Genomic DNA, 24,269 nt, shown 5'->3' on the forward strand with positions numbered 1-24,269 from the left:
GTAAGGACTCGGCGTGACCCTGTTCGCCAACATTCTCATAGATGGCATTGCCTACGGCATGGTGCTCTTCATCATTGCCGTGGGGCTTTCGGTCACGCTGGGCCTGATGCGCTTTGTTAACCTGGCACATGGCGCCTTTGCCATGACGGGTGGCTACTTCGCGTCATGGATGGTGCGGGAGCAGGGCCTGCCCTACATGGTGGGCGTCCCCTTGGCCATACTCGCTACCGGACTGCTCGGGGCATTGCTAGAGGTGTTGGTGCTTCGCCGGCTATATCGCCGTAGCGAGCTCCAGCAAGTGCTGTTTACCATTGGACTGAGCTTTCTCTTCGTAGCCTCCGCGAACCTCTTTGCAGGGCCTGAGGTGCAGTTGATTCCTCTACCTGATTGGCTGCGCGTATCAGTTGACTTAGGGTTCAGAACGCTACCGGCGCAACGCCTTCTCGTCATCGCGGTGGGCTTGCTGGTTGTTCTGGTCGCTTGGTGGGTGCTCAAGAAATCGCGTTTTGGCGTCTGGCTGCGCGCGACTGTAGACAACACAAGTGCGGCCTCCGCTTTGGGTATTCCGGTGCAATTCGTCTACGTGATGACCTTCGCGGTGGGCGCCGCTCTGGCTGGTCTGGGAGGAATCCTGGGGGCAGAGCTTATGCCGCTGGAGCCTTACTATCCCATCAAATATTTGGTGCTGGTACTGGTGGTCGTGGCAGTGGGCGGCATGGGAAGTATTGCAGGTTCACTCGCTGCCGCCCTGGCTCTTGGCACCATCGAAACGGCTAGCAAATACCTTGCCTCTGACTGGGGCAGTCTCTTCTTCTTCCTTGCCATGGCCCTGCTGCTGGCGTGGCGTCCGCACGGTCTCTTGTCATCACGCAAGGTTTGATCGCATGAAACGCTGCATCCCATATCTTGTGTTGATAGCCATCTCGGTACTCGTGTACTTCGTGTGGCCTGACCAGCTGTCTCTGGCTGCCCGCATTGCGACCATGGCGATTTTTGTGATGTCCCTGGACCTTGTGGTGGGATATGGCGGTCTCGCTACGCTCGGGCATTCGGCCCTGTTCGGCATAGGAGCCTACGCCAGTGGTTTGCTGGCGATGCATCTCACTGGGAACCCGTTGATCGGTCTTCTAAGTGGAGCCGCCGCTGGTGCTTTGCTCGCCGCTTTGTCAGGCGTTTTCCTTCTGCGCTACGAGGGGTTGACGTTCCTCATGCTCACGGTCGCTGTAGGGCAGATTGCACAGAGTGCTGCGAGCAAAATGCGCGATGTGACAGGCGGAGAGGATGGGCTCTCAGGCTTTACGGTTCACAAGCTCTTTGGGATTTGGGGCTTTGACCTCTACGGACGCGTGGCATTCGTCTATTGCGTGATCGTGATGCTGGTGTGTTTCTGGGCGATGCGCCGTCTTATGGGTTCACCGTTCGGGCTGTCAGTGGTCGGCATCCATCAAAACAGAGTACGCGCAGGCGCTATTGGCGGGTCAGTGCGGGGGCAACTGCTCAAGCTCTATACGTTCGCCGGAGCATTCGCCGGGATTGCTGGCGCGCTGAATGCCCAGGTCAACCAGATTGTCGGATTGGATACCTTGGGCTTTGAACTCTCCGCTGAAGCGCTGGTCATGCTCGTTCTTGGCGGAGCCGGCAATCTGCTTGGTGCTATCGCCGGGACAGCGGTTTTCATGACCATCCATCATTGGGCCGCGTCTGTGAATCCCTATCACTGGCTGTTCATCATCGGAGGCATGTTGGTTGTGGTGGTTCTCATCCCTCGCGAGCGGTGGGAGCGACATCTGCGGCAGCGCCTCTCTACGTTTGAGGTCATGCGTCCTGCTCGGGAGGCGACATGAGCGACAGCCTCCTCGACATCCGGCACCTGAACAAGGCATTCGGGGGCCTGAAGGTGACCCGCGACGTTTCTCTAAAGCTGAGCTCGGGAAACCGTGTTGGCTTGATCGGACCCAATGGTGCAGGAAAGACGACGCTCATCAATCTGGTGACCGGGGCTCTTCAACCCAGTTCTGGCGAGGTCTGGCTCCTTGGTGAGAACGTGACCACGGTGTCAGCTCCCCGGCGTGTGAAACGCGGGCTGACCAGGACGTTCCAGATCACGCAATTGGCTCCGAACTTGCCCATAGGTCGGCAGGTCGAGCTTGCCATTCACGAACGGGATGGCAGTGTCAACAAGCTTTGGCGCTCGGTGGATTCATTCCAGAAGGTTCGCGACGAAGCTGAGAGCATCCTGCACACTTTGAGGCTGGGTGCATTGATAGAGCGCTCTCCCATAGAGCTCGCGTATGGGGAGCAGCGCCTGGTGGAGATTGCACTCGCGATGGCGCTGAGGCCGCGCGTTCTCCTGCTCGATGAGCCGATGGCAGGCGTGCCTAGCGGAGAGCGTCAAGTGGTGTTGGATGCGCTGGAAACGCTGCCGCCGGAACTCGCCATTCTGATGATTGAGCATGATATGGACTTGGTATTCGGATTCGCCGACCGCATTCTCGTGCTTGCCGAGGGCGCCGTTCTCGCAGAAGGGACGCCTCAAGAGATCCGCAGTCATTCTGCCGTCCGAACGGCATACCTTGGCGGGGAGGCATAGACATGGGCGCGCTGCTGTCCGTTGAAGGCCTTGATGCCGGCTACGGTGCCATTCAGATCATTAACGACCTCACGCTTGCGCTTGATGCAGGTGCGCGCCTTGCGCTCGTGGGGAGAAATGGCGTGGGCAAGACAACCCTGCTGAAAACCATTATTGGCCTGGCAGACGTCCGTGCCGGTCGCGTGCTGTATGACGGGAAAGATATATCGCGTTGGTCGCCACGTCAGCGTGCACTCGCGGGAATTGGCTATGTCTCGCAAACCCGTGACATCTTCCCATCGCTCACCGTGGAAGAGAATTTGCTCACAGGCTTGAAGGGCCGGCCGCGTGGCGCTATCGATGAGGCCTATGAGTTGTTCCCCCGATTGGCCGAGCGTCGCAACAACGGTGGCCAACAGCTCTCCGGTGGCGAGCAACAGATGCTGACTGTCGCACGAACCCTTTTAGGCCAGCCTAGAGTTTTGTTGCTCGATGAACCGCTCGAAGGCCTGGCACCCATTATTTGCCTGGAGCTCATGCGCGCGTTTGAGCGCCTGGCTAAGGACACCGGGGTAGCAGTCCTTCTGGTGGAGCAAAAAGTGGATGACGCACTTCGATTTGCGCCCAACGTAGTGGTGCTCGAACGTGGTCAAGTCGTACATCGTGGACCGAGCGAGGAGCTACGCGCTCGCGCAGACCTGCTCGCACGTTTTGTCGGCGTTGCAGGTGCCCACTGACCCTACCGATTCCTCTCATCTCTTCTGGAGACCTCTCTATGACGACCGCCACCGTTGAAGCTCCTGCAGGCGTTCCTGTGGTCGATATCGATCCGTTCGATTCGAATTTCCTGACCAGCCCCTACGAGGACCACAAGCGTCTGCGCGATGCGGGTCCGGTGGTGTGGATGCCCGCTTATGGGATTTACGGCGCCGCGCAGCATGTTTCAGTGCACGCGGTTCTCAACGACCATGCAACCTTTATTTCAGGCGCAGGTGTAGGTCTCGCGAATTTCAATAAAGAGGAGCCGTTCCGGCCCAAAAGCCTGATTCTTGAAGCTGACCCTCCCTCGCACACCAAGGCCAGGGCTATCCTCGCCAGAATTCTCTCGCCCAAGACGGTCATGCAGATTCGTGCCAGGTTCACCGCTGAAGCGGAGAGCTTGGTAGAGCAGCTTCTCGAACGTCAGGCGGCCGGTGAAACCATTGATGCAGTCAAGCACATCGGTGAGGCATATCCTCTGAAGGTGTTTCCTGACGCGGTTGGAGTGGGTAACGAAGGGCGCGAGAATCTGCTCTTGTACGGAGACATGATTTTTAATGCGTTCGGTCCGCGCAATGAGCGTCTGCGCAAAGCGGCTGAGCGTGTTGAACCGGTCACCGCTTGGATCATGGCGCATTGTGCGCGGGAGAATCTTTCCAAGGATGGCTTTGGGGAGCAGATCTGGCGAGCTGCGGATGCAGGCGAGATCTCTCCCGCTGAAGCGCCGATGCTGGTGCGCTCGTTCCTCTCTGCAGGCGTTGACACCACGGTCAACGGCATTGGGAATGCTCTGCTGTGTCTGGCACGCCATCCTGATCAGTACGACCAGCTCCACGCTGACCACAGCCTCGCTCGCCCCGCTTTTGAAGAGTCCTTGCGCTTCGAGTCGACCGTGCAGACATTCTTCCGCACGGCTTCCCGAGACACCGAACTGATGGGTGTGTTGATTCCGCAAGACAGCAAGATCGTCACGTTCCTGGCGGCGGCGAACCGAGACGAACGGCAGTGGCCGAACGCAGATAAATATGACATCCAACGCCGCCCAGCGGGGCACATGGCCTTCGGTTCCGGAATTCATGGCTGCGTGGGTCAAGTGGTCGCGCGGTTGGAGGGGGAGGTTGTGCTGACCGCCTTGGCAAAACGAGTCAAGCGCATTGAGCTTCTTGAAGAGCCCAAGCGCCGTCTGAACAACACCCTGAGAGCATTGGCATCCATGCCTGTGCGACTCGTTCCAGTTTGAGATTCCGGTGAAGAGATAGACCATGCCCCAAGTGACTCTCATTTCATCCGATGGGAAAGACATCCAGTTGGAAGTTCCCATCGGTCAAAGCCTGATGCAAGCGGCGGTCTCGGCCGGTGTACCGGGGATCGTTGGCGAATGCGGTGGCTCGGCCATGTGTGCCACTTGCCATGTCTATGTCGATGAAGCCTTTGCTGAAAAGCTACCTGCGCCCCTGGAAACCGAGCTTGAGATGCTGGAATGCACTGCAAGCGAGCGGAGGGAGAACAGCCGGCTGGGCTGCCAGATCAAAATCCTTGCAGATTTGGATGGACTCGTGATTCGGTTGCCGGAGCGGCAACAATAGGCGGTTTCAACCGCGCAAGCCTTCCTGCCATGTCCAAGCTTTCGACTTCCAGTGCAGCCAAGCTCAAGTCCATCGAAGCCGCCCCCAACGCGTCAGTGGTTGACCTTGACAGCTATGTGCCGGCTTTTTTCACCTGGATTGCCAACAAGCTCTCCGGGGGAGCTTCAAGTGCTTATTTGAGGGCATTCGACGTCGGCATTGAGATGTGGCGTCTTCTGGTTCTGCTGGCGATAGAAAAGGGCCTGACTGCACAGTCAATTTCCCGCACCATCGGTATGGACAAGGCTTCGGTCAGCAGAGCCTTGAAGGCCATGCAAGCGCGCGGCCTGATTATCATCAGCCTGGATGACAGCGATGGCCGCCTTCGGGTTGCTAGTATTACGCCCAAGGGAAGGGCCGTGCACGACAAAATTCTTGAGCTTGCTCTGGAACGCGAACGTGCACTGCTTAGCGTTTTAGATGCCCAAGAGCGCGAAACCTTGATTCACCTGTTGCATAGGCTGCATGACAACCTACCTGCGGTTGAGCAGGCGACCAATGATTTTCTTGACCTCCATTATCCGAAGGCGCGCTCGCGAAGACCTCGCGGCGCAAGCACTGAATGACTGAAGACACCATAGTGATTGTTGGCGGTGGCCATGCCGCTGCTGCCCTGTGTTCCGCTTTGGCTACGGCCGGATGTGGCCAAAGAGTCCATGTGATATCTGCCGAAGCCCATCTGCCTTATCACCGACCACCCTTGTCCAAGAGCTTCATCAAGGACCTTGCTGAAGTACCCCAGTTACATCGTGATGCCGCTTGGTATGCAAGCCAGGGCATCACGGTTCATGCCTCAGACGCGGTGGTGAGCATCGACCGGGCTGCAAAACGCCTGAAACTCAGTTCAGAAAAGGACTTGTCTTACGGGACTCTGGTCTTGGCAACTGGCACTCGCGCCAGGACGCTTCCCAACTTGGCGCTGCCTTCAGGAAATGTTGCAACGCTTAGAACGGCTACAGATGCCGAGCGCTTTCGTGGCTGGATCCACGAAACGGCCTCGGGGAACCTCGTGGTTCTGGGTGGTGGGTTCATCGGCCTGGAGGTAGCCGGTACCGCAAGGCAACTCGGGTGGAGCGTTCGTGTTCTGGAGGCTGCGCCGCGCTTGCTCGCGCGGTCCACTTCGCCGCAACTGTCCGAATACATCCTTCAGCATCACAGAAATCTTGGTACAGAAGTGACCTTGGGTGCCAAGGTGGGAGAGTTTGCTTTTGAAGCGGGAAACCTGAAGTCATTGCACGTGAACGATGATGAATGGCTGGTCCAGCATTTGCTGCTCAGCGTGGGCGCCGTGCCGGAGGTCGATCTCGCACACGGTGCAGGACTGGAGGTTGAAAACGGCATTCGCGTAGATGGCGCCATGCGCACTTCAGACCCGGACATCCTGGCCATTGGCGACTGCACCTGTTTCGAATACCGGGGTCGATTGACTCGTTTGGAGTCAGTGCAGAACGCTAACGACCAAGCCAAGGTCGCAGCAGCCACCCTGACGGGGCAGGTCGCGAGCTATCAGCCAACTCCATTCTTCTGGTCGGACCAAGGGGGCCTGCGGTTGCAAATGGTGGGTTTGTGGCGCGACGGCCTTCATACGGTAACCCGCCCAGGTTCTGCGCCGTCGAGCTTTAGCCTCTTCCATTTCGAGGGTGATGCGCTTGTAGCGGTCGAGTCAGCGAACGCGCCAATGGACCACATGTGGTCGAGAAAGCTTCTTGAAGCGGGTCGCTCGCCGTCACCTGCCCAGGTTCAAGACCCTCAGCTTGCGCTAAAAACCTTGCTATAGCGCTGTTTCAAGGGACGATGGTCTCGGGCGAACGTTGCTGTTCTGTTCGCTCGCCCAAAAACTTCTTGACCTCGGTCAATGTCAGGAGATCGGGGCAGGAGTACAAAGGGCGCTCATGACTGAACCTTCTGATCAACAGCGTCCTCAGGTCAAGCGCACGATCTCATTGAGTTCGGCTTCACCCGCATCTGCATCTGCCCCGGCGCGCCCGGCCAAGCCGGCGCCTGTCGTAGGGCCGTGGCGCTTGTCCCGCCTCATGGAGGCGCCGCATCGCCTGAGTTTCACATTGGCGATGCTGGTGCTGGTCGCTGCCAGCCTGTGGTGGCTCGCAGTTCAGATTGATCGAGTAACCGGGCTGCTTGGCCTGTCTGTGGCAGTGCCGCCGACGCTGACACATGGTGCAGTGATGGTGTTGGGCTTCATGCCTCTTTATTTTTCAGGGTTTTTGTTTACCGCCGGGCCTAATTGGCTGCGCGTGACCCCCTTGCCTGCTCGCCAGCTGTCAGGGCCGCTTGGTTTGCAAACGGCCGGGTGGTTGATTTGGCTGGCTGGGGCTCATATGGCGCCAGGGTTGGCGTTGGCGGGGCTCGCACTGGCCGCCGCAGGGCTGACATGGATGTTCGCTCTGTATTGGGGGCTGGTACGGAAAAGTACGGTGGAGGACCGCGTCCATGCGAAAGCGGTGGGGTGGGGCGGCGCGGTGGGCGTGCTGTGCCTGGCTGGCATGGTGTGGGCGCAAGCGACCGGAATGACGGACTGGGCGCTGGTGTTGGTGCGTACCGCGCTTTGGGGGTTTATTGTGGTGGTGTTCGTTGCGGTGGCGCATCGAATGATCCCGTTTTTCACTTCCAGTGTGTTGCCCCTCATCGAGATCTGGCGGCCGTTCTGGGTGTTGTGGTTGATGCTGGGTGTGGCAGCCTGGGAAGTGTTGGCAGTGTGGGTGGATTTTGCGGCCCCTTCAGCGCATGCGTGGCCGGCTTGGACGATGCTGTGCATAGCCGTCGAAGCCGTTGCGGGCGCAGTCTTGCTATGGTTGGCTGTGGTGTGGGGTTTGGTGCAAAGCCTGAAAATTCGCTTGTTGGCCATGTTGCACGTGGGTTTTGTCTGGTTTGGTTTGGCGCTTCTCTACAGCGCGCTGTCTCAGGCCCTGTGGCTCATGACCGAGCGCCCCGTGTTGGGCCTGGGTTCGCTCCACGCGCTTTCTATGGGGTTTCTGGGCTCGCTCATGATTGCCATGGTTACTAGGGTGTCGTGCGGCCATAGCGGTCGCGCGCTGGTGGCTGATGATTTGGTCTGGGCCTTGTTCTGGGTTTTGCAGGCGGTGGTCGGTGTCCGGCTGTTGGCTGCGATAGAAGGAATGCCGCCTGAGATGACGACGCTGGCCGCCCTGGGGTGGGCGCTCGTGGTCACGGTTTGGGGCTTGCGTTACGCTAACTGGTATGGACGACCGCGCACTGATGGCAAACCAGGCTGATCTGACTCAAGTACCCCACGCCGGGTTGGCTTACCCGCGCTCGCCAGAGGTATTTGAATTGGCCGGGGCGCTTATTCATACCCGTCAGACCGTTCTGCCCAAACGCCTGGGGGAACCAGGGCCGCAAGCGTCTCAACTGCAAACCATTCTGCAGGCGGCTGCCGCAGCGCCAGACCACCACCGAATCACGCCCTGGCGTTTTGTGGTGGTGCCAGCCGCCGCGCGTAGTCGTCTGGGCGAGGCGTTTGCCGCCGCGCTGCATGAGCGCGACCCCTTGGCAAGTGCGGAACAATTGGCGCAGGCATCTGAGAAGGCGCAGCGAGCACCGGTGCTCATGCTGGCGATCGCCCGCCTGCGAGATGAAGATGACGAAATTCCACCTGCGGAGCGTCTGGTCTCAGCCGGATGTGCCATACAGAATATGCTGCTGATGGCACATGCGCTGGGTTTCGGCACCGCGCTGACCAGTGGAAAGGCCATGAATTCCCGGCCATTGCGCACGCTGTTCAGCTTGGGTGAGCACGAGCAGGCGCTTTGCTTCATTAGTATTGGTACTACTATCAAGACCAAACCCATCCCTTTGCGGCCCGAAGTGGGCAGCTATGCGAGCGAGTTAGCTCTCTAGATCCTCCATGCACACCAGCGCTCTCGTATTGTTTTCCGGCGGACAAGACTCCGCGACCTGTCTGGCCTATGCGCTTTCACGCTACTCGCGCGTGGAGACCATTGGGTTTGACTACGGACAGCGCCATCGCGTTGAACTCGAGGCACGTCTGGTCGTGATGCGCGAGTTGCGGGAGCGATTTCCCGCCTGGAGCGAACGCCTGGGCGCTGATCACATGATTGACGTAGGCGTTCTGGGTCAGATCAGCGAAACCTCGCTTACCCGGGATACGGCTATCCAAATGGATGCGTCAGGCTTGCCCAATACCTTCGTCCCCGGCCGCAATCTGGTTTTTTTGACTCTGGCAGGGGCACTGGCTTACAGGCGCGACCTGCAGGTGATCGTGACTGGCGTCTGCGAAACTGACTATTCAGGCTATCCGGACTGCCGGGACGACACCATGAAAGCCATGCAGCTTGCGCTTTCCCTGGGAATGGACAAACGCCTCGTGATCGACACGCCCTTGATGTGGATAGACAAGGCGGCTACCTGGCAACTCGCACACGATCTTGGCCTGAAGGCTGATCCAGCAGGCGGAGGCGAAGCACTTGTGGAGTTGATTACCGAACACACCCACACCTGCTATCTCGGCGATAGGCAAGTCCGGCACGCATGGGGTTACGGCTGTAATCAGTGTCCTGCGTGCGAGCTGCGCTCGGCCGGGTGGCGCCAGTGGCACAATCAATCAAGCCAACGCTGAATCTGTTCCCATGGTGCACTTGCCCTGGGAGCCGGTTAGTGTTGCATTCATCCATAGTTGAAAGCAAAAAGCAATGTCGCAAGCCGGGATACTCAACGCCTCTCAAAAACCATCTTCTTTGTCCACATTCAGCTCCTGGGGCGGGGCGCTCCTGCTTGCGGGCGCTCTACTGGGTGCACATTCCGGTGTTTCTGCTCAGACGCCAGCCCAAGCTGCTCCGCAGGGGCTGGATTGGCAGCTGAACTATGGCACCAGCAGCTCAGCCAGCGTAAAGAAAGTGGGCGTGATCGCGGGTTGGCAACGCGGCGCGCCACTGTGGCAGGGCGAGCAGTGGCGTCTGACCTTGCGACATGAGCTGGAGGTGGCTTTCTGGCGCGTACCCAAGGCGCAGGACATTGTCGAAGCCGGTTATTCACCATTCCTGCGCCTGGAGCGTCCGCTGCAAGGCTCAGGCGTGGTATTTGGCGAATTCTCTATCGGCGTGCGCCTGCTCTCGCATACCCGCATATCGCCTGATCACCCGCTGTCCAGTGCCTTCCAGTTTTCAGACCAGATTGGCGCGGGCTACCAATGGGGGCCACAAGGGCGCTCCACTTTAGGCGTGCGATACACACACCTCTCCAATGCAGGTATCAAGAAGCCGAACCCCGGTATCAATTTCACGCAGGTCTATTACCGTCATCGGTTCTAAGAGTTGAGGTAACTTTGCACCGGCCTTGTCCCGAACAAGGCGGCGCAGTGAGCATACGAATTGAAGGCCGAAGAACGTCTGTTCTTCGGCCTTCTGTTGTTTTCCTCGAATCTCCTCGGAGAGTTGAGGCTTGTGCTGGGACCGCCGAGCTCCCGCTCGGAATTTAAGGCCTCTATGGCGCGGTCTGTCGAATTAAAGCTAACCGAACCAGGGACAAGGGTCTATCACCACCCACCCTTCGTCCAATGGCCGGTTCCAGGCTCATTCCCGTTTCATTTGCCAGAAGTTGTTATGAAATGGGGTTACCGTGGGCCGGTGAGCGATGGAGATCAGCGCGCCGCCCGCCTGCTCGGTCATGGCGCGCAGACGTTCGTACAAGGCCGCCTCGGTCGGTACGTCCAGCGCACTGGTGGCTTCGTCGGCCAACACCCAGGCCGGGTTTTTGAGAAATACCCGGGCAATAGCCAGCCGCTGCTGTTCCCCGCCGCTCAGTTTCTGTGACCAGTTGTCGAATTCATCCAGCCGCTCCAGAAGCCCAGGTAACTGCGCTTGCTTCAAGGCATCCTTCAATGCGTCGTCTGTGTATTGCGATGCTGGCTCTGGGTAGGCCAGGGCCGCACGCAGAGAGCCATCAGGGAAATAGGGCCGCTGCGGGATGAACATGGCGTCGTGCGGCAAAGCTACTTTTCCGCGTGCCCACGGCCATATACCTGCCAAAGTTCGGAACAGTGTCGATTTTCCGCTGCCCGAGGGCCCCTGGAGCAACGTATGCTGGCCGGGGGCGGCCATCAAGTTCGCGCTCTGCAGCAGGGTGACCCCGGTGGGCAGTTGAATGGTGAGATCGCGTGCTTCCACGGCGCTGGGTCCGTCAGCGGGTGCGATGGTTTCAATGCCGGCTTGAACCCGGTTCTGGCGAGAGAGCGCCGCTTCGAAACTGGTCAGACGTTCCGTAGTGGCGCGCCAACTGGCCAGACCGTCGTAGTTATCCACGAACCAGGAGAGCGAACTCTGCACACGGTCAAAGGCATTGGCAATCTGCATCAGTTGGCCTAGCTGGATCGCGCCGCTGAAAAAGCGCGGCGCGGCCACGATGAGGGGAAATACCGTCGCGGCCTGCCCGAAGAGGTTGGTGAAACCAACGAGTTGCTTTTGCTTGGCGATGAGCTTGAGATAGTTGGCCAGAGCGGCAGAGAAGCGCGTGTCCAGGTTGCGGTTTTCCAGCGACTCGCTTTTATCCAGCGCAATCGACTCGCTGTATTCCCGTACCCGCATGAGGTGATGGCGAAAATCAGCTTCCCTTTTTTGCTGCTCGAAGTTCAAGCCAATCAAGGGTCTGCCAATGTAGTGCGTCAGCAGGGTGCCTACGCCGCAGTAGAGCAAGGCCATCCAGACCATGAACCCGGGGATGTTAAAGCTCTGGCCACCAAGGCTGAACTCGAAGCCACCTGAGAGCACCCACAAGATCCCCACAAAGCTCACCAGGGTGACCACCGCGTTCAGCAAACCCATCGACAAACTCACTGTCTGGGCGGTGAACAAGTTGACGTCTTCCTGCAAGCGCTGATCCGGGTTGTCGGGAACGTGCTGGCCAGGGGCGGGAAGCCCGGTGCTTGTGCGAATCTGCGTTTCAGTTTCGGTGTAGCGCGCCAGTTCCATGCGGTAGAACGCCTTGCCTTGAAGCCAGCGCCCCATCATGTGGCGCGTCATCCAGGCTCGCCAGCGCACCTGCAGCAACTGAGTGAGGTAGAACCTGTAAACCGCGATCAGGATGAAAATCATGGCCAGGTAAGTGAAGCGCCCGAGCTGACTCCAGAACACTTCCTGATTCTTGTTTTGCAAAGCGTCGTAGAAAACGCGATTCCAATCGTTCAGCAGCACCAACATATAGACGGCGCCGAGGTTGAGCATCACCACCGCTGCAAGCATGCCCCTTGCGCGCCACCTTTCCTCGGATCGGAAGTAGGGCAGTGAGAGATGCCAGACTTGGCTCAGGAAACCCCTGAAACGCGAGAGTTTTTCCGACCAGTTCATCGAGGATGCCGCTTGCGCGGCCAGAATTGAAGTGTTGCCATGCTAACGGTTGCGGCCCACTCGCGCAGCAACGGCTTATACTGATTTTTTATGTCATTTTCATGACATAAAAATGACGTTCAATGTGCCGTGGGAGGTAGGCTGCATGTCGAATGCAATGACAAATTTGCCGCAGGCTGAGTGGCCGTATGCTCAGATTCTGGTTCGCTTGGCGTTGGGCTTGGCTTTAGGCCTGTTGATCGGGCTGGAGCGCGAGCGGCGCGGCAAGGAGGCGGGCTTACGCACCTTTGGGTTCATTGGCCTGCTGGGCACGATGGGGGGAGCCCTTGGTCCCTCGTTTGCACTGGGCACCCTGGCGCTCACCGCGTTGCTGGTCGCCATACTGAATGTTTCATCGCTGCGCAGCGGCCTGGGCTCGGAGTTGACCACTTCCGCCGCCATGATGGTGACCTGCGTGGCAGGCATCATGTGCGGCATGGGCCACACCATCTCACCCGCCGCGGTGATGGTGATAGCCACCGCGCTGCTGGCATGGAAAGAGCGCCTGGCTGATTTTTCAATGGGTATTTCGGAAGGCGAAGTGCGTTCAGCGTTGCTGCTGGCCATTCTCGCGATCGTGATCTACCCGGCACTTCCCGCGGGTTCCATGGGGCCATGGGACCTGATCGAGCCTCGCGCCGCATGGGTGACTGTGATTCTTATTGCCGGGATCGGATTTTTCAACTATGTGCTGTGGAAACTCTACGGAACCCGTGGAACTGAGCTGTCAGGTTTTTTTGGTGGTTTGATCAACAGCAACTTCACAGTGATTGAGCTTTCCAACCGCGTGCGGGAAGTGGGGCCGGCGTTTGTAGGAACGGCCTATCGCGGCATATTGCTTGCCACCACAGCCATGGTGGCGCGCAATGCCACCCTGTTGCTGATTCTTGCTCCATCTGCGCTGATTGGTGCCATGAGTGCATTTGCGCTCATGCTGGGCGTCAGTGCAGCGCTGGTGCTCTTCAGCTTGCGTCAACGCCATCAACAGGCGAAGGGGAGTGCACCAGACATCCATCTGGACATGCCGTTTTCACTCCCACAGGCGCTTAAGTACGGCCTCATTTTTCTGCTCCTGCACGTGCTTGGGGCGCTCACGCAGAGGCAGTTCGGAGACTCTGGTTTTTACGTGGTCAGCGTGCTGGGTGGTCTGCTGTCAAGCGCCAGCGCTGTGGCCGCTGCTGCAGCTTTGGCTTCGCAGGGCAGCGTGTCTCCCCTGACGGCGGGTGTCGGCGCTGTGTTGGCATCGTTCACCAGCATCGCGTTCAGCCTGTCTTTCGTGCTGCGCACGCGCAATCCGGCGCTGGTCAGGAAACTGGCGGTATCCATGGTCCTGATCACCATTGCCGGGGTGGTGGGTTTGTTGCTGGGCCATCTGTTTCAGCCCTGGGTTGCCCAGATGATTGCGTATCTAGGGCGCTGAATAAACGCGCCCACCGCCGCTCAGCGCCTTAGCTCGCGCTAAGACCGTTTTTACTTGTAGCGTTCGAGCAAGTACAGAAGTTGCGCTTTCGCTTCAGGCCATTCGCTGGCCATCATGCTGTACATGACGGTATCACGCACGGTGCCATCGCGGCGCACGGCATGGTGGCGGATCACGCCGTCTTTGCGAGCGCCCAGGCGTTCTATGGCGCGCTGGCTGGCAAAGTTGAAGTTGTCGGTGCGCCAGCCCACGACGGCGCAGCCCAGGGTGTCGAAGGCGTGACCCATCATGAGCAGCTTGCAACTGGTATTCACATGGGTGCGCTGCACACTTTTTCTATACCAGGTCCAACCGATCTCCGCCCGCTTGAGGGCGGGCACGATATCGTGGTAGCTGGTGCAGCCCAGAACCGTGCCGGTGGCTTCTTCTATCACGGCAAAAGCAAGGCGATTGCCAGCCTCGCGCATGGCGAGAGCCGTTTCGATATAGGCACGTGTGTCGTCAGGTTCGGGGACCGAGGTAACCCGCACTTGCCAAAGCATTCCATCGGCCGCGGCCTCACGCAGACCTTCTTCGTGGGTGAGCGCCAGAGGCTCCAGAACAAGGCCATTGAGGCGCAATGGCACGGGCTTTACGAAAGCATCTGCGGTCATGGTCGAGCCGCCTCTTAGATCTTTGAAACGCCGTAGCGGCGGTTATACCAGCGCCGCGCCAACTGCAAGCCCGCACCGCCGCCCAGACCTATGAGCACGATGCCCAGCATGGCCGGCCAAGTGTAGCCATCAGGACCGAAGGCGTCCCACCCCAGCAGAGTGCCAATCCATCGACCCAGTAGCGCACCGACAACAAATCCAGCGGCCTGACTGACACCCTGTATTAAGAGTTGGCTGGCGGAAGGCGTTTCGTTTCTTTGCATAGACCTCAGCGGTTACGCTGGTTCATAAACACCAGCTTTTCGAACAAGCTGACATCCTGCTCGTTTTTCAGCAACGCGCCTACTAGGGGTGGCACTGAGACCTTGCTGTCGGTGCTCTGCAGCGCGGCAAGCGGGATATCTTCCGCCACCAGCAATTTGAGCCAATCGAGCAATTCACTCGTGGAGGGCTTTTTCTTCAGCCCTGGCAAGCCGCGCACGTCGTAGAAGACTTTCATCGCGGCACCGAGCAATTCCTGCTTGAGGTTGGGAAAGTGCACGTCAACAATTTGACGCATCGTTTCGGCTTCAGGAAACTTGATGTAGTGGAAGAAGCAGCGGCGCAAGAAAGCGTCAGGCAGCTCTTTCTCATTGTTGGAGGTGATGAACACCAGCGGTCGATTTTTGGCTTTGATCAGCTCGCGGGTCTCATAGCAGTGAAATTCCATGCGATCGAGTTCGCGCAGCAGATCGTTCGGGAATTCGATGTCGGCCTTGTCGATTTCATCGATCAGGAGCGCCACAGGTTCTTCCGCTGTAAAAGCTTGCCACAGCACGCCTTTGACGATGTAGTTGTGAATATCCTTCACACGCTCGTCTCCCAGCTGCGAATCACGCAGGCGGCTGACGGCATCGTATTCATAGAGCCCCTGCTGCGCTTTGGTGGTGCTCTTGATGTGCCACTGCAGCAGTGGCAAGCCAAGCGATTGGGCGACCTCCTCGGCCAGCATGGTCTTGCCGGTGCCGGGCTCTCCCTTGACAAGCAAAGGGCGCCTTAGCGTGATGGATGCGTTGACCGCCAGCTTTAGGTCTTGCGTGGCGACGTAGTTTTCTGAGCCTTGAAATTTCATGTCGGATATAAGGACGAAAAGTAGGAGGGTGCGGTGGTTGTCGAATCACTGGATTATGTGGCTCACTTTCATGCCTTGTGAAGGGCTGTGACCGTGCTCAACAAGCTCCAGGAAGCGTCGATTACAATCGTCCGCTGATCCGGATCAAACCAACGTGAATTGTGCGCGCAAAATGAAAAAAGCTTTGTCCCCGATGTTCGCAGCACTGACACTCGCCATGGCGGCGGTGTTTCCGGCCCAGGCACAAGGCACCGCAGGTGATGCCAAGGCCGGCGCCGGCAAGGTTGCTATGTGTATTGGATGCCATGGCATCCAGGGCTATCAGTCCAGCTTTCCAGAAGTGTATAAAGTGCCCAAAATCTCGGGCCAAAATGCTAAATACATTGGTGCTGTGCTCGAAGGCTATAAAAAGGGTGACCGTAAACACCCCAGCATGCGCGGCATTGCCAGCACGCTGACCGAGCAAGATATTGCCGATGTGGCGGCTTATTACGAGCAAAGCGGCCGCGTCGAAGGCGCAAGCCCTCTGCCTGCACCTCGCGCTCCTAGCGCTCAGGTGGCCCAGTTGCTGCAAAAAGGCGCTTGTATCTCTTGCCATGGAGATAATTTCTCCAAGCCAATCGATCCAAGCTATCCCAAGATCGCTGGCCAGTACTCAGACTACCTGTTCGTAGCCCTGAAGGCCTATCGCGACAATTCTCACCACACCTGGGGTCGTGCCAATCCAGTGATGGCTGGCATGGTCAAGCAGTTCTCCAATGCTGAATTGAAGGCCATGTCCAATTACATCAGCTCGCTCGATGGCGAACTGAAGACCGTGCCTCAATCGCGCTTCCGCTAGGAATCTACGGCAATTGTTCAGCCTCCAGTGACTGCGCAGGCAGTTTCATCTGGAGCCTGAACGAAAAAATGCCCCGCATAGCGGGGCATTTTTCTTGGGGCGGGCTTTATTTCAACGTTACTTCAACTCGCCTTGCCTGAGCGCCGGTGCCGGCATTGATGCTGCCGGGCTTCGACAATTCAATCTGGCCTTCCGGCACGCCTAGCGTCTTGAGCAGATCGCTCACGGCAACCGCACGCTGCTTGGCGACTTCCTCATTGGCGGCAGCGCTGCCTGAAGAATCGACATAGCCACTGATGGCTGCCGTACGCCCCGCTTTCACGCCATCAGCGATCACGGCCAGGGCGTTTGCGCCATCCGGATGGGGTACGGTTTTGCCGGTAGCGAAGTAAAAGCGCACGGTAGAGCCTTCCACCCGTACGGCGTCGCCTTCTATCGCTTCCACCGCTACTACGGCCACCACGGGCGCCACGGGCGCCACGGGCACTTGTTGCGCGGCCGCCACGTCACCGCCATGGATTTTGACCACCAGCGGCACGATCAGCAGCGCCACGATGTTGATAATCTTGATCAGCGGGTTGATCGCGGGGCCAGCCGTGTCCTTGTAGGGGTCGCCTACGGTGTCGCCCGTGACGGCGGCCTTGTGTGCTTCAGATCCCTTGCCGCCGAAATTACCGTCTTCAATGTACTTCTTGGCGTTATCCCAGGCGCCGCCCCCAGTACACATGGAAATGGCCACGAACAGGCCGGTGACAATGGTTCCCATCAACAGCCCGCCCAGTGCTTTCGGCCCGAGGATCAGGCCCACCAGGATGGGCACCACAACAGGCAGCAGGCTGGGGATCACCATTTCTTTGATGGCCGCAGTGGTTAGCATGTCTACCGCTTTGCCGTATTCAGGCTTTGCGGTGCCTTCCATGATGCCCTTGATAGTGCTGAACTGCCGCCTCACTTCCACCACCACGCTTCCCGCGGCGCGACCCACGGCTTCCATGGCCATAGCACCGAAGAGATAAGGGATCATCCCGCCAATGAACAGGCCGACGATCACCATCGGATCGCTCAAGTTGAAATTGACGGACATTCCCAACCCGTCGAGCTTGTGAGTGTAATCCGCGAAAAGCACCAGTGCTGCCAAGCCTGCTGAACCAATGGCATAGCCTTTTGTGACGGCCTTTGTGGTGTTGCCAACGGCATCCAGCGGGTCTGTGATGTCCCGCACGCTGGCCGGCATTTCGCTCATTTCGGCAATGCCGCCCGCGTTATCGGTGATGGGGCCATAGGCATCCAATGCCACCACGATGCCAGCCATGCTCAGCATGGAGGTGGCCGCCACAGCGATGCCGTAGAGACCTGCCAGGGCGTAAGAAGCCAGGATGGCCAGGCACACCAGCAGCACGGGCCAAGCCGTGGAACGCATCGAAACACCCAGGCCAGCGATGATGTTGGTGCCGTGCCCGGTTGTGCTGGCTTGTGCAATGTGGCGCACAGGCGCGTACTGCGTACCGGTGTAGAACTCGGTGATCCAGACCAGCCCGCCGGTCAGTATGAGACCAACCGCACAGGCACCGAACAGGCGCATTTGTGTACCAGTCGCAGTGATGGCGTTGTCAGGCATCAGCCATAAAGTGACGCCGTAGAAGGCGATCAGCGACAGCACCCCGGCAATCGCAAGCCCTTTGTAGAGAGCCGGCATCACATTCCTCATGCCAGGGGAAGCCTTCACGAAGAAGCACCCGATGATGGAGGCGATGATGGAAACTGCGCCCAACCCCAATGGATACAGGACGGCGTTGACGGGGGCGTTGACCACCATCAACGCGCCCAGCACCATGGTGGCGATCAGCGTCACGGCGTAGGTTTCGAACAAATCGGCGGCCATACCGGCGCAATCGCCCACGTTGTCGCCCACGTTATCGGCGATCACAGCGGGATTGCGAGGGTCGTCTTCCGGAATGCCGGCCTCCACCTTACCCACCAGATCGGCGCCGACGTCAGCACCCTTGGTGAAAATGCCACCACCCAGCCGGGCAAAAATGGAGATCAGGGAGGAGCCGAAGGCAAAGCCGATCAGGGGGTTCAGGTCATGAGCCCCGGCCGTCGTGCCTCCCAGGAACCAGTAGAAACCGGTCACGCCCAGCAGTCCCAGGCCTACGACCAGCATCCCAGTGATGGCGCCGCCCCTGAATGCGACGTCAAGTGCCGGGCCAATCCCTTTAGTGGCCGCTTGCGCGGTGCGTACATTGGCACGCACAGATACGTTCATGCCTATGAAACCACAGGCGCCCGAGAGCACAGCGCCCACAACGAAGCCTATGGCGGTAGTCAAGTCCAGGAATAGGCCAATCAAGATCGCCAGCACCACGCCAACGATAGCGATGGTCTTGTACTGCCGCGCCAGGTAGGCGGCAGCACCATCTTGAATCGCCTTGGCGATTTCCTGCATGCGGGCGTTACCCGCGTCTTGCGAAAGAATCCAGCCGCGAGCCCAAAAGCCGTAGGCCACGGCAATCAGACCGCAGATAAGCGCTAGGATCAGCGCCGCGTTCCCGTTCATAGTTGTCTCCTCAAAAGCTGTTTCGCTCAGGAGACACCACTGGCCAAACCACAGCGCAAGTGGCATCTCCCACTGCGTTGCTTCCTCGCTCCCCCCGATTTTTCGGGCTACGATTGGCCAACACCCCGAATTTAGCGCGAAAACGGGATGAGTGCCTGAGAACGTACTCATAATCTTTTCGGCCCCGGAAGGATTATGAGCACCTTCTACTCATTCATAAGTTGCAAGCCGCACGAAAGTAAAATCGGCGATAGTTTTTCAATTCCTATCAACGCGAAACCAAAATGTCCCTCGACAATGTGACCCCCGGCAGCAAGGCTCCTGATGAATTTAACGTCGTCATCGAAATTCCGATGAATGCCGATCCGATCAAGTACGAGGTAGACAAAGAAACTGGCGCCATATTCGTCGACCGCTTCATGAGCACGGCGATGCACTACCCCACCAACTACGGTTACGTGCCCAAAACGCTCTCCGGCGACGGCGATCCGGTGGATGTATTGGTCATTACCCCTGTGCCTCTGATCCCTGGTGTGGTCGTCACTTGCCGTCCCATCGGTATCCTGATGATGGAAGACGAAGCTGGCCAAGACGGCAAAGTACTGGCCGTACCTACCGACAAGATCCTCTCCATTTACACACAATGGCAAAAACCTGAAGATCTGAACCCCATGCGGCTGAAGACGATTGCCCACTTTTTTGAGCACTACAAAGATTTGGAACCGGGCAAGTGGGTCAAGGTGCTGGGCTGGGAAGGTACTGATTCCGCACGCAAGGAAATCCTGGACGGCATGGAAAATTACCGCAAAGCGCAAGGGTGAGACTGATGGCAGGTTGCCGCTCGGCATAATCGCGCGGTGCCTGCTCACGATTTAGTCATTAGCCCTAACCGTCCCTCGCTGCCTGCGGCGGTCATCGCAGGCACAGTGGCGCTCGTCGAATTGACTGGGCCGCTGGAAGATCAGGCTGAGCTAAGGCGGGCGCACCGTACTCAGAAGACACGCTCCGCCCAATTTATGGAACGTGCATGGCTTCTGGGGGAGCGTTTAGGCTTGCCAGAAGATTTGGCGCGCTGGCGCCACGCTGGCCTGATCGTCGTGTTGGTACTGGCGATGCTGGTCGCCCTGTCGGCTTTGGGTATGGCCCGAGCCGTGGTGGGAGAGGCGCGCAGTATCAATGCCATCGCCGCCCTGGTAACTCTTCTTGGGGTGCATTTTTTTACGCTTGGCCTGTGGCTGCTTGGCGTGGTTTGGCCTGGCGCTCTGGCCGGGCTGTCACTGGGTCGGCTGGCCTTGTGGCTTAGCGTGCGCCTGCCCTTGGAGCGCGGCTCGCACTCTCTTACGGTTTTACGCGCCACCAATCGGTTGCTGCAAGAAAAACGGCTCTTGCCTTGGGCCTTCGGCGTGATTAGCCACACCATCTGGGCGCTGGCATTCGTGCTGATCCTGGTCGTGCTTGCCTTCGGATTCTCTTTCCATGCCTACCAGTTGAGCTGGGAGACCACCATTCTCAGCAGCGAATTCTTCCAACGTTTTGTCCACGCCTCGGGATGGTTGCCTTCGCTGCTAGGCTTTCCCGTACCAGACCCGGCCGCCGTCCAGCGTGCGGGCGTCGATGGTTTGGGCACGTTGGCAGGAGCAGGCGCCAACGCTCAGCGCGAGTGGGCGTGGTGGCTCATGGGTTGCGTGTTGACCTACGGTTTGCTCCCGCGCATATTTTTTTCTGTGCTTAGCTATATGCGCTGGCGTGTCGGTGTTGCGCGTATGGGCAAGTTGGACACTGCAGATCCTTACGTGCGAGGCGTATTTGCTCGCCTGGATGCGCTCGATCCTCCGCTGGTCACAGATGCTGAGCAGCGACCGTCCGATGCGGCTTTATCTCCCTCGTCATATGGCCCAGCCATACCCGGCACATTGGCCGTAATCGGTTTTGAGCTGCCACCAGAAGTAGTGTGGCCGCTCCAGAGGTTGCCTGGTGAAATCGAGGGAAAACCTGTGCTGGAGCAGCGCATAGCTGGCTCTGCGGCTGAGCGAGAGGCCACAAGCCATGCGCTGGCGCTGGCAAGGCCCTGGACATTGCTTCTGGTTTGCCATGGAGCCTCCAGCCCCGATCGCGGCACCGCTCGTTTCCTGCGGGAAACCATGCCGCTCGCGGGGCAGAGCCGTTTGCTTCTTGTCGCAGGTGAAGAGGGCGCCTCTACCGCGGCGAGCGCCGAGGGGATTCGCAGATGGTCCGACTGGCTGAAAGCCGAGCGCCTGGATGCCATAGAGTTGGTGGGAATTTCTGAGCCTGACCAAGAAAATGTCTGAACCGATCCGTATCGCCGTCGTCGGCCACACCAACGCTGGCAAAACGTCGCTGTTGCGCACGCTGACCCGACAGGTTGATTTTGGCGAGGTGTCGGACCGGCCAGGTACCACCCGGCATGCCGAAGCCATAGATCTCAAGGTAGAAGGTGTTCCAGCGGTGCGATTCACTGACACGCCCGGCCTGGAAGATTCGATTGCCCTCCAGGAGTATTTGAATCGCTTGCCGGGCGAATCACGCCCTGAGCGTGTGAGAGCCTTTTTGCAAGGCCCGGAATCTCGAGAGGCATTCGAGCAGGAAGCCAAAGTACTGCGCGCCTTGCTGGAGCACTCCGATGCCGCCATGCTGGTGATCGATACGCGCGAACCGGTATTGCCAAAGTACCGTGCCGAGATCGAAATACTGACTTGGTGCGCCAAACCCGTGATGCCGGTGCTGAACTTCGTGCGAGCCCCCAATAGCCGCCGCGATCAATGGCGCCAGGTGCTTCTGGAGAGCAATCTACACGCGCAAGCCGAGTTTGACGCGGTGGCCCCTTTCGTGGGCGCGGAGCGGCAGCTATATGGAGATCTGGGCACGCTATTGCAGGCCAAACGCCAGCAACTGGGCGAGATTGTGGACTATCTGGCGCGGGAGTCTGCTGATCGCCGGCGGGCAGCCTGTCGCGTCGCGGCGAGCGGCTTGGTCGACGTGGCGGCGCTGAGAAGACAGATCAGCGCTGAGGATTTTGCGATCGAGCTCAGGCGTACTGAATTTGTGCGGGCCTTGCATGAAGACGTGGGGGCTCACGCTCGCCGAACAGTGGATGAGTTGCTGCAGGTGTTCGCCTTTCGCAGGGGGGATGCAGAAGTTGCGCGCCTGCCTCAAATCGCGGCGCGTTGGGAAGATGATCTCTTCAACACCGAGACCTTGCGCGAAGCAGGCAAGAAATTGGGCCTGGGCGCCATGATTGGCGCTGGCTTTGGCGCAGTGGCTGACGTAGCCATGGCTGGTTTGTCCCTGGGCGCGGCCACCACGCTCGGAGCCACCATAGGGGGCGCACTGAGCGGTGGCTGGAAGCCCCTGTGGCGCAAGCTGGAAAACCGCCTGAATGGTGTGCAGGAACTTACGGTGGAAGATGCCGTGCTGCTGCTGATGGGCGATCATTTGCTGCACCTCATCGGTGCACTGGAGCACCGCGGCCACGCAGCCATGGACAAGCTGCGGCTGTCCTCAGGGCCGCGAGACGGCGTGGGTGACGGGTTGCGTGAACTGGTGGAGGCCTTGCAGCCAGCGCGTGGCCATCCGGAGTGGGAGCGCGGCGCCAAAGGCAGGCGTGGAACCGACAACGACCGCCAGGAAACCCTGGAAGACGCAGCCCGTTACCTTGAAATGCTCATATCAAAGTACCCGTTACAGGAAAAATTACCGGATTTGCGGTCCGGGCCTATTTGAAAAGCTCTCTGCATGGCGTACAACGACGCCATGAAGAAAGAAGCCGTCATACTTATTGCAGCTGGCCTGTTCAGCGCGGGGTCGTGGGCTTCGTGCTACAAGGTCCTGGGCCCAAAGGGCGAGGTGCTCTCGGAGTCCACCAATCCGCCAGTCAATATGGCGTACCCGCTCCATCTGAGCGTGCCGGAGCGGTTCGGGCCAGGTGCAGTGCTGGTGTTTGGTATCGCCGACGGCAATTGCGGCGCGCGAATAGACCCAAGCCAAGAATTGCACCCCGTTAAGATGGAGTTTCCTGCCGAGTCGAGCGCCGGGCAACAGGGCAAGAAAGCGCCTCGACGAGACCGTCATTAGGTCTTTTCAGTGCGCTACAGGCTATCGCCAGCCAATGACCTGAGCTACCGGATCGGTACGTTTCAGAGCTTGATACGAGCTACGCTTTCCTTGGCACCCTTCGGGTCCTTTTCTCCATTCTTGATGGTCACATACAGCACGTTGCGTCGGGCATCAAGTGCCAGACTGTTGGGGTGTGTGGGGACGGGAATAGTTTGCAGCAAGGCATGGCTACGGCTGTTGAACACGCTCAAGGTACCGGCAACCCGGTTGGTGACATAAAGGCGGTCACGTGGTTCATCAAGCAGTAGCGCTACCGGGCCTGCGCCGGTAGGCATGCTGGCGAGTAACTTTCCATTGGCTGGATCCAACACCACGACCCTATTGCCCTTGCTGCGCTGGCTGTAGTTTTCCAGCTTGCCCAGCTTGGTGCGCATGCCATCGATGTTCTCAAGACCCTGGTCGGTCGCCAGGACACGGCGCGCACCCTGGTCAAACTCCAGGTTCAGTAACTGATCACCGCCAGCCTCAGCCTTGGTCACAGCTAGCGTGGAGGTATCTACAGTGAAAAACTGGCCCTGCAGGTTGGATACGAATAGCTTGCCGGCTTTCGCATCCAGCGTCACTCCTGTGGCCACGAAACCAAAGCCGGGCAACACCTTCTCTGTCTTGAGGGTACGCGTGTCGACTATATACAGCGCACTTTCCTGGAACCACAACCCCGGTGCGTAAAGACGGTGATTGGCCGAATCAACCGCCATCTCGCGGAAGGAGTGGGGGTAGCGCTCCGCCTCTTTTCCATCCGGCCCCGGAGCCTTGATCTTCTCCGCCAGTTGCACGATGCCGATGACTTTGTTGGTTGTGGTGTCCACCACCGTGATGGAGGCGTCGTTGGTATTGCCTATGTACAGGCGATTGGCCGCATCGTCTAGCTTCAAGCCATAGCCTTTGCGATCCAGAAGTATCTCGGCTTGCACAGCCAGGCTTTCCGGATGCAGTCGTTGGATCTTGGCTGGAGCTGCGTCTTCGCCGCGTCCACCGGCGGAGGCGACAAATACAGCATCTTGCTTGGTGCTGTAGGCGATTTCGTAGAGACCTTCCGCGGGTGCTTGTCTCGTCACGGAAGCTGCCGCGATTTGGGCCGCGCCCGCGGCGTTCACCGTACCAGGTGCCGCAGCTTGTTGGGCGCAACCGGCGAGTGCGGCGGCCAATGCCAGGGGAAGCAATGAAGTGATCTTGAAGGGATTCATTTTGGTCCTGATTCAAAGGTTGGAAAATGGTGAAAAT

The 24,269-nt window shown here is 58.7% G+C and carries 24 protein-coding genes; 18 read left to right on the forward strand and 6 right to left on the reverse strand.

Annotated elements, in window-relative coordinates; all coding sequences use genetic code 11:
* The first annotated feature begins 13 nt into the window (after positions 1-13).
* The 12 genes from G518_RS0131445 (at position 14) to G518_RS0131500 (ending at position 10,259) form a co-directional block, all read left to right on the forward strand.
* Positions 14-880 (forward strand): branched-chain amino acid ABC transporter permease, encoded by an 867-nt coding sequence (locus G518_RS0131445; RefSeq protein ID WP_028605863.1) that lies wholly within the window; start codon positions 14-16, stop codon positions 878-880.
* A gap of 4 nt (positions 881-884) precedes the next feature.
* Complete coding sequence (locus G518_RS37860; RefSeq protein WP_051237612.1) at positions 885-1,844, forward strand: branched-chain amino acid ABC transporter permease; 960 nt, start codon at positions 885-887, stop codon at positions 1,842-1,844.
* Entirely contained in the window at positions 1,841-2,590 is a 750-nt protein-coding gene (locus G518_RS0131455; protein WP_028605864.1) for an ABC transporter ATP-binding protein, read from the forward strand. The genes G518_RS37860 and G518_RS0131455 overlap by 4 nt, the downstream gene beginning before the upstream one ends.
* 2 nt (positions 2,591-2,592) lie before the next feature.
* Positions 2,593-3,306, forward strand: coding sequence for an ABC transporter ATP-binding protein (locus G518_RS0131460; RefSeq protein WP_028605865.1), 714 nt, complete (start codon positions 2,593-2,595; stop codon positions 3,304-3,306).
* Positions 3,307-3,344: 38 nt separating this feature from the next.
* A complete protein-coding gene (locus G518_RS0131465; RefSeq protein WP_028605866.1) occupies positions 3,345-4,568 on the forward strand; it encodes a cytochrome P450 in 1,224 nt (407 codons plus the stop codon).
* A 22-nt stretch (positions 4,569-4,590) separates the two neighbouring features.
* Positions 4,591-4,914 (forward strand): 2Fe-2S iron-sulfur cluster-binding protein, encoded by a 324-nt coding sequence (locus G518_RS0131470; protein WP_028605867.1) that lies wholly within the window; start codon positions 4,591-4,593, stop codon positions 4,912-4,914.
* Positions 4,915-4,943: 29 nt separating this feature from the next.
* Positions 4,944-5,519 carry a MarR family winged helix-turn-helix transcriptional regulator gene (locus G518_RS37865; protein ID WP_084652425.1) on the forward strand — a complete coding sequence of 192 codons (576 nt, stop codon included), beginning with the start codon at positions 4,944-4,946 and terminating at the stop codon, positions 5,517-5,519.
* The gene (locus G518_RS0131480; RefSeq protein ID WP_028605868.1) at positions 5,516-6,730 is read left to right on the forward strand and encodes an NAD(P)/FAD-dependent oxidoreductase; all 1,215 of its coding nucleotides are present in this window, start codon (positions 5,516-5,518) and stop codon (positions 6,728-6,730) included. Before G518_RS37865 ends, G518_RS0131480 begins: the two co-directional genes overlap by 4 nt.
* A 115-nt stretch (positions 6,731-6,845) precedes the next feature.
* Complete coding sequence (locus tag G518_RS0131485) at positions 6,846-8,204, forward strand: NnrS family protein (RefSeq protein WP_051237613.1); 1,359 nt, start codon at positions 6,846-6,848, stop codon at positions 8,202-8,204.
* A complete protein-coding gene (locus tag G518_RS37870) occupies positions 8,170-8,829 on the forward strand; it encodes a nitroreductase family protein (RefSeq protein ID WP_245598218.1) in 660 nt (219 codons plus the stop codon). Before G518_RS0131485 ends, G518_RS37870 begins: the two co-directional genes overlap by 35 nt.
* Before the next feature lie 7 nt (positions 8,830-8,836).
* Complete coding sequence (gene queC, locus G518_RS0131495; RefSeq protein WP_028605870.1) at positions 8,837-9,568, forward strand: 7-cyano-7-deazaguanine synthase QueC; 732 nt, start codon at positions 8,837-8,839, stop codon at positions 9,566-9,568.
* A gap of 118 nt (positions 9,569-9,686) precedes the next feature.
* The gene (locus tag G518_RS0131500) at positions 9,687-10,259 is read left to right on the forward strand and encodes an acyloxyacyl hydrolase (protein WP_028605871.1); all 573 of its coding nucleotides are present in this window, start codon (positions 9,687-9,689) and stop codon (positions 10,257-10,259) included.
* Positions 10,260-10,520: 261 nt separating this feature from the next.
* Here the strand turns inward: G518_RS0131500 and G518_RS37875 are convergent, their stop codons facing one another.
* Positions 10,521-12,290 carry an ABC transporter ATP-binding protein/permease gene (locus tag G518_RS37875; RefSeq protein ID WP_051237615.1) on the reverse strand — a complete coding sequence of 590 codons (1,770 nt, stop codon included), beginning with the start codon at positions 12,288-12,290 and terminating at the stop codon, positions 10,521-10,523.
* A gap of 145 nt (positions 12,291-12,435) precedes the next feature.
* Between G518_RS37875 and G518_RS37880 the strand changes: the two genes are divergently transcribed.
* The gene (locus tag G518_RS37880; protein WP_051237633.1) at positions 12,436-13,749 is read left to right on the forward strand and encodes an MgtC/SapB family protein; all 1,314 of its coding nucleotides are present in this window, start codon (positions 12,436-12,438) and stop codon (positions 13,747-13,749) included.
* 50 nt (positions 13,750-13,799) lie between these two features.
* Here G518_RS37880 and G518_RS0131515 read toward each other — a convergent pair whose 3' ends face one another.
* From G518_RS0131515 to G518_RS0131525, 3 genes are read right to left on the reverse strand one after another with little or no spacing between them, the layout of a single operon-like run.
* Positions 13,800-14,402, reverse strand: a complete 603-nt coding sequence (locus tag G518_RS0131515) for a GNAT family N-acetyltransferase (protein ID WP_028605872.1) — start codon at positions 14,400-14,402, stop codon at positions 13,800-13,802.
* Positions 14,403-14,416: 14 nt separating this feature from the next.
* Positions 14,417-14,665 carry a hypothetical protein gene (locus G518_RS0131520; protein ID WP_028605873.1) on the reverse strand — a complete coding sequence of 83 codons (249 nt, stop codon included), beginning with the start codon at positions 14,663-14,665 and terminating at the stop codon, positions 14,417-14,419.
* A 5-nt stretch (positions 14,666-14,670) separates the two neighbouring features.
* Positions 14,671-15,513 carry an AAA family ATPase gene (locus G518_RS0131525; RefSeq protein WP_028605874.1) on the reverse strand — a complete coding sequence of 281 codons (843 nt, stop codon included), beginning with the start codon at positions 15,511-15,513 and terminating at the stop codon, positions 14,671-14,673.
* Positions 15,514-15,685: 172 nt separating this feature from the next.
* Between G518_RS0131525 and G518_RS0131530 the strand changes: the two genes are divergently transcribed.
* On the forward strand, positions 15,686-16,354 hold the full coding sequence (locus G518_RS0131530; RefSeq protein WP_028605875.1) for a c-type cytochrome: 669 nt from the start codon (positions 15,686-15,688) through the stop codon (positions 16,352-16,354).
* A 106-nt stretch (positions 16,355-16,460) separates the two neighbouring features.
* Here G518_RS0131530 and G518_RS0131535 read toward each other — a convergent pair whose 3' ends face one another.
* Positions 16,461-18,911 carry a sodium-translocating pyrophosphatase gene (locus G518_RS0131535; protein ID WP_028605876.1) on the reverse strand — a complete coding sequence of 817 codons (2,451 nt, stop codon included), beginning with the start codon at positions 18,909-18,911 and terminating at the stop codon, positions 16,461-16,463.
* A gap of 284 nt (positions 18,912-19,195) precedes the next feature.
* Here G518_RS0131535 and ppa point away from each other — a divergent pair, with 284 nt between their 5' ends.
* The 4 genes from ppa to G518_RS38975 are packed head-to-tail and all read left to right on the forward strand — an operon-like array spanning position 19,196 to position 23,003.
* Positions 19,196-19,732, forward strand: coding sequence for an inorganic diphosphatase (gene ppa, locus G518_RS0131540; protein WP_028605877.1), 537 nt, complete (start codon positions 19,196-19,198; stop codon positions 19,730-19,732).
* A 36-nt stretch (positions 19,733-19,768) separates the two neighbouring features.
* The gene (locus G518_RS0131545; protein ID WP_156909617.1) at positions 19,769-21,220 is read left to right on the forward strand and encodes a DUF2868 domain-containing protein; all 1,452 of its coding nucleotides are present in this window, start codon (positions 19,769-19,771) and stop codon (positions 21,218-21,220) included.
* Complete coding sequence (locus tag G518_RS37885; protein ID WP_156909618.1) at positions 21,213-22,652, forward strand: GTPase/DUF3482 domain-containing protein; 1,440 nt, start codon at positions 21,213-21,215, stop codon at positions 22,650-22,652. The genes G518_RS0131545 and G518_RS37885 overlap by 8 nt, the downstream gene beginning before the upstream one ends.
* A 12-nt stretch (positions 22,653-22,664) precedes the next feature.
* Complete coding sequence (locus G518_RS38975; protein WP_051237617.1) at positions 22,665-23,003, forward strand: hypothetical protein; 339 nt, start codon at positions 22,665-22,667, stop codon at positions 23,001-23,003.
* Positions 23,004-23,065: 62 nt separating this feature from the next.
* On the opposite strand, the gene G518_RS0131560 is transcribed toward G518_RS38975, so the two are convergent.
* Positions 23,066-24,232: a YncE family protein gene (locus G518_RS0131560; protein ID WP_028605879.1), complete on the reverse strand. Its 1,167-nt coding sequence runs from the start codon at positions 24,230-24,232 to the stop codon at positions 23,066-23,068.
* Positions 24,233-24,269 lie beyond the last annotated feature (37 nt).

It is taken from the genome of Ottowia thiooxydans DSM 14619 (genome assembly GCF_000422885.1).
GTDB lineage: Bacteria > Pseudomonadota > Gammaproteobacteria > Burkholderiales > Burkholderiaceae_C > Ottowia > Ottowia thiooxydans.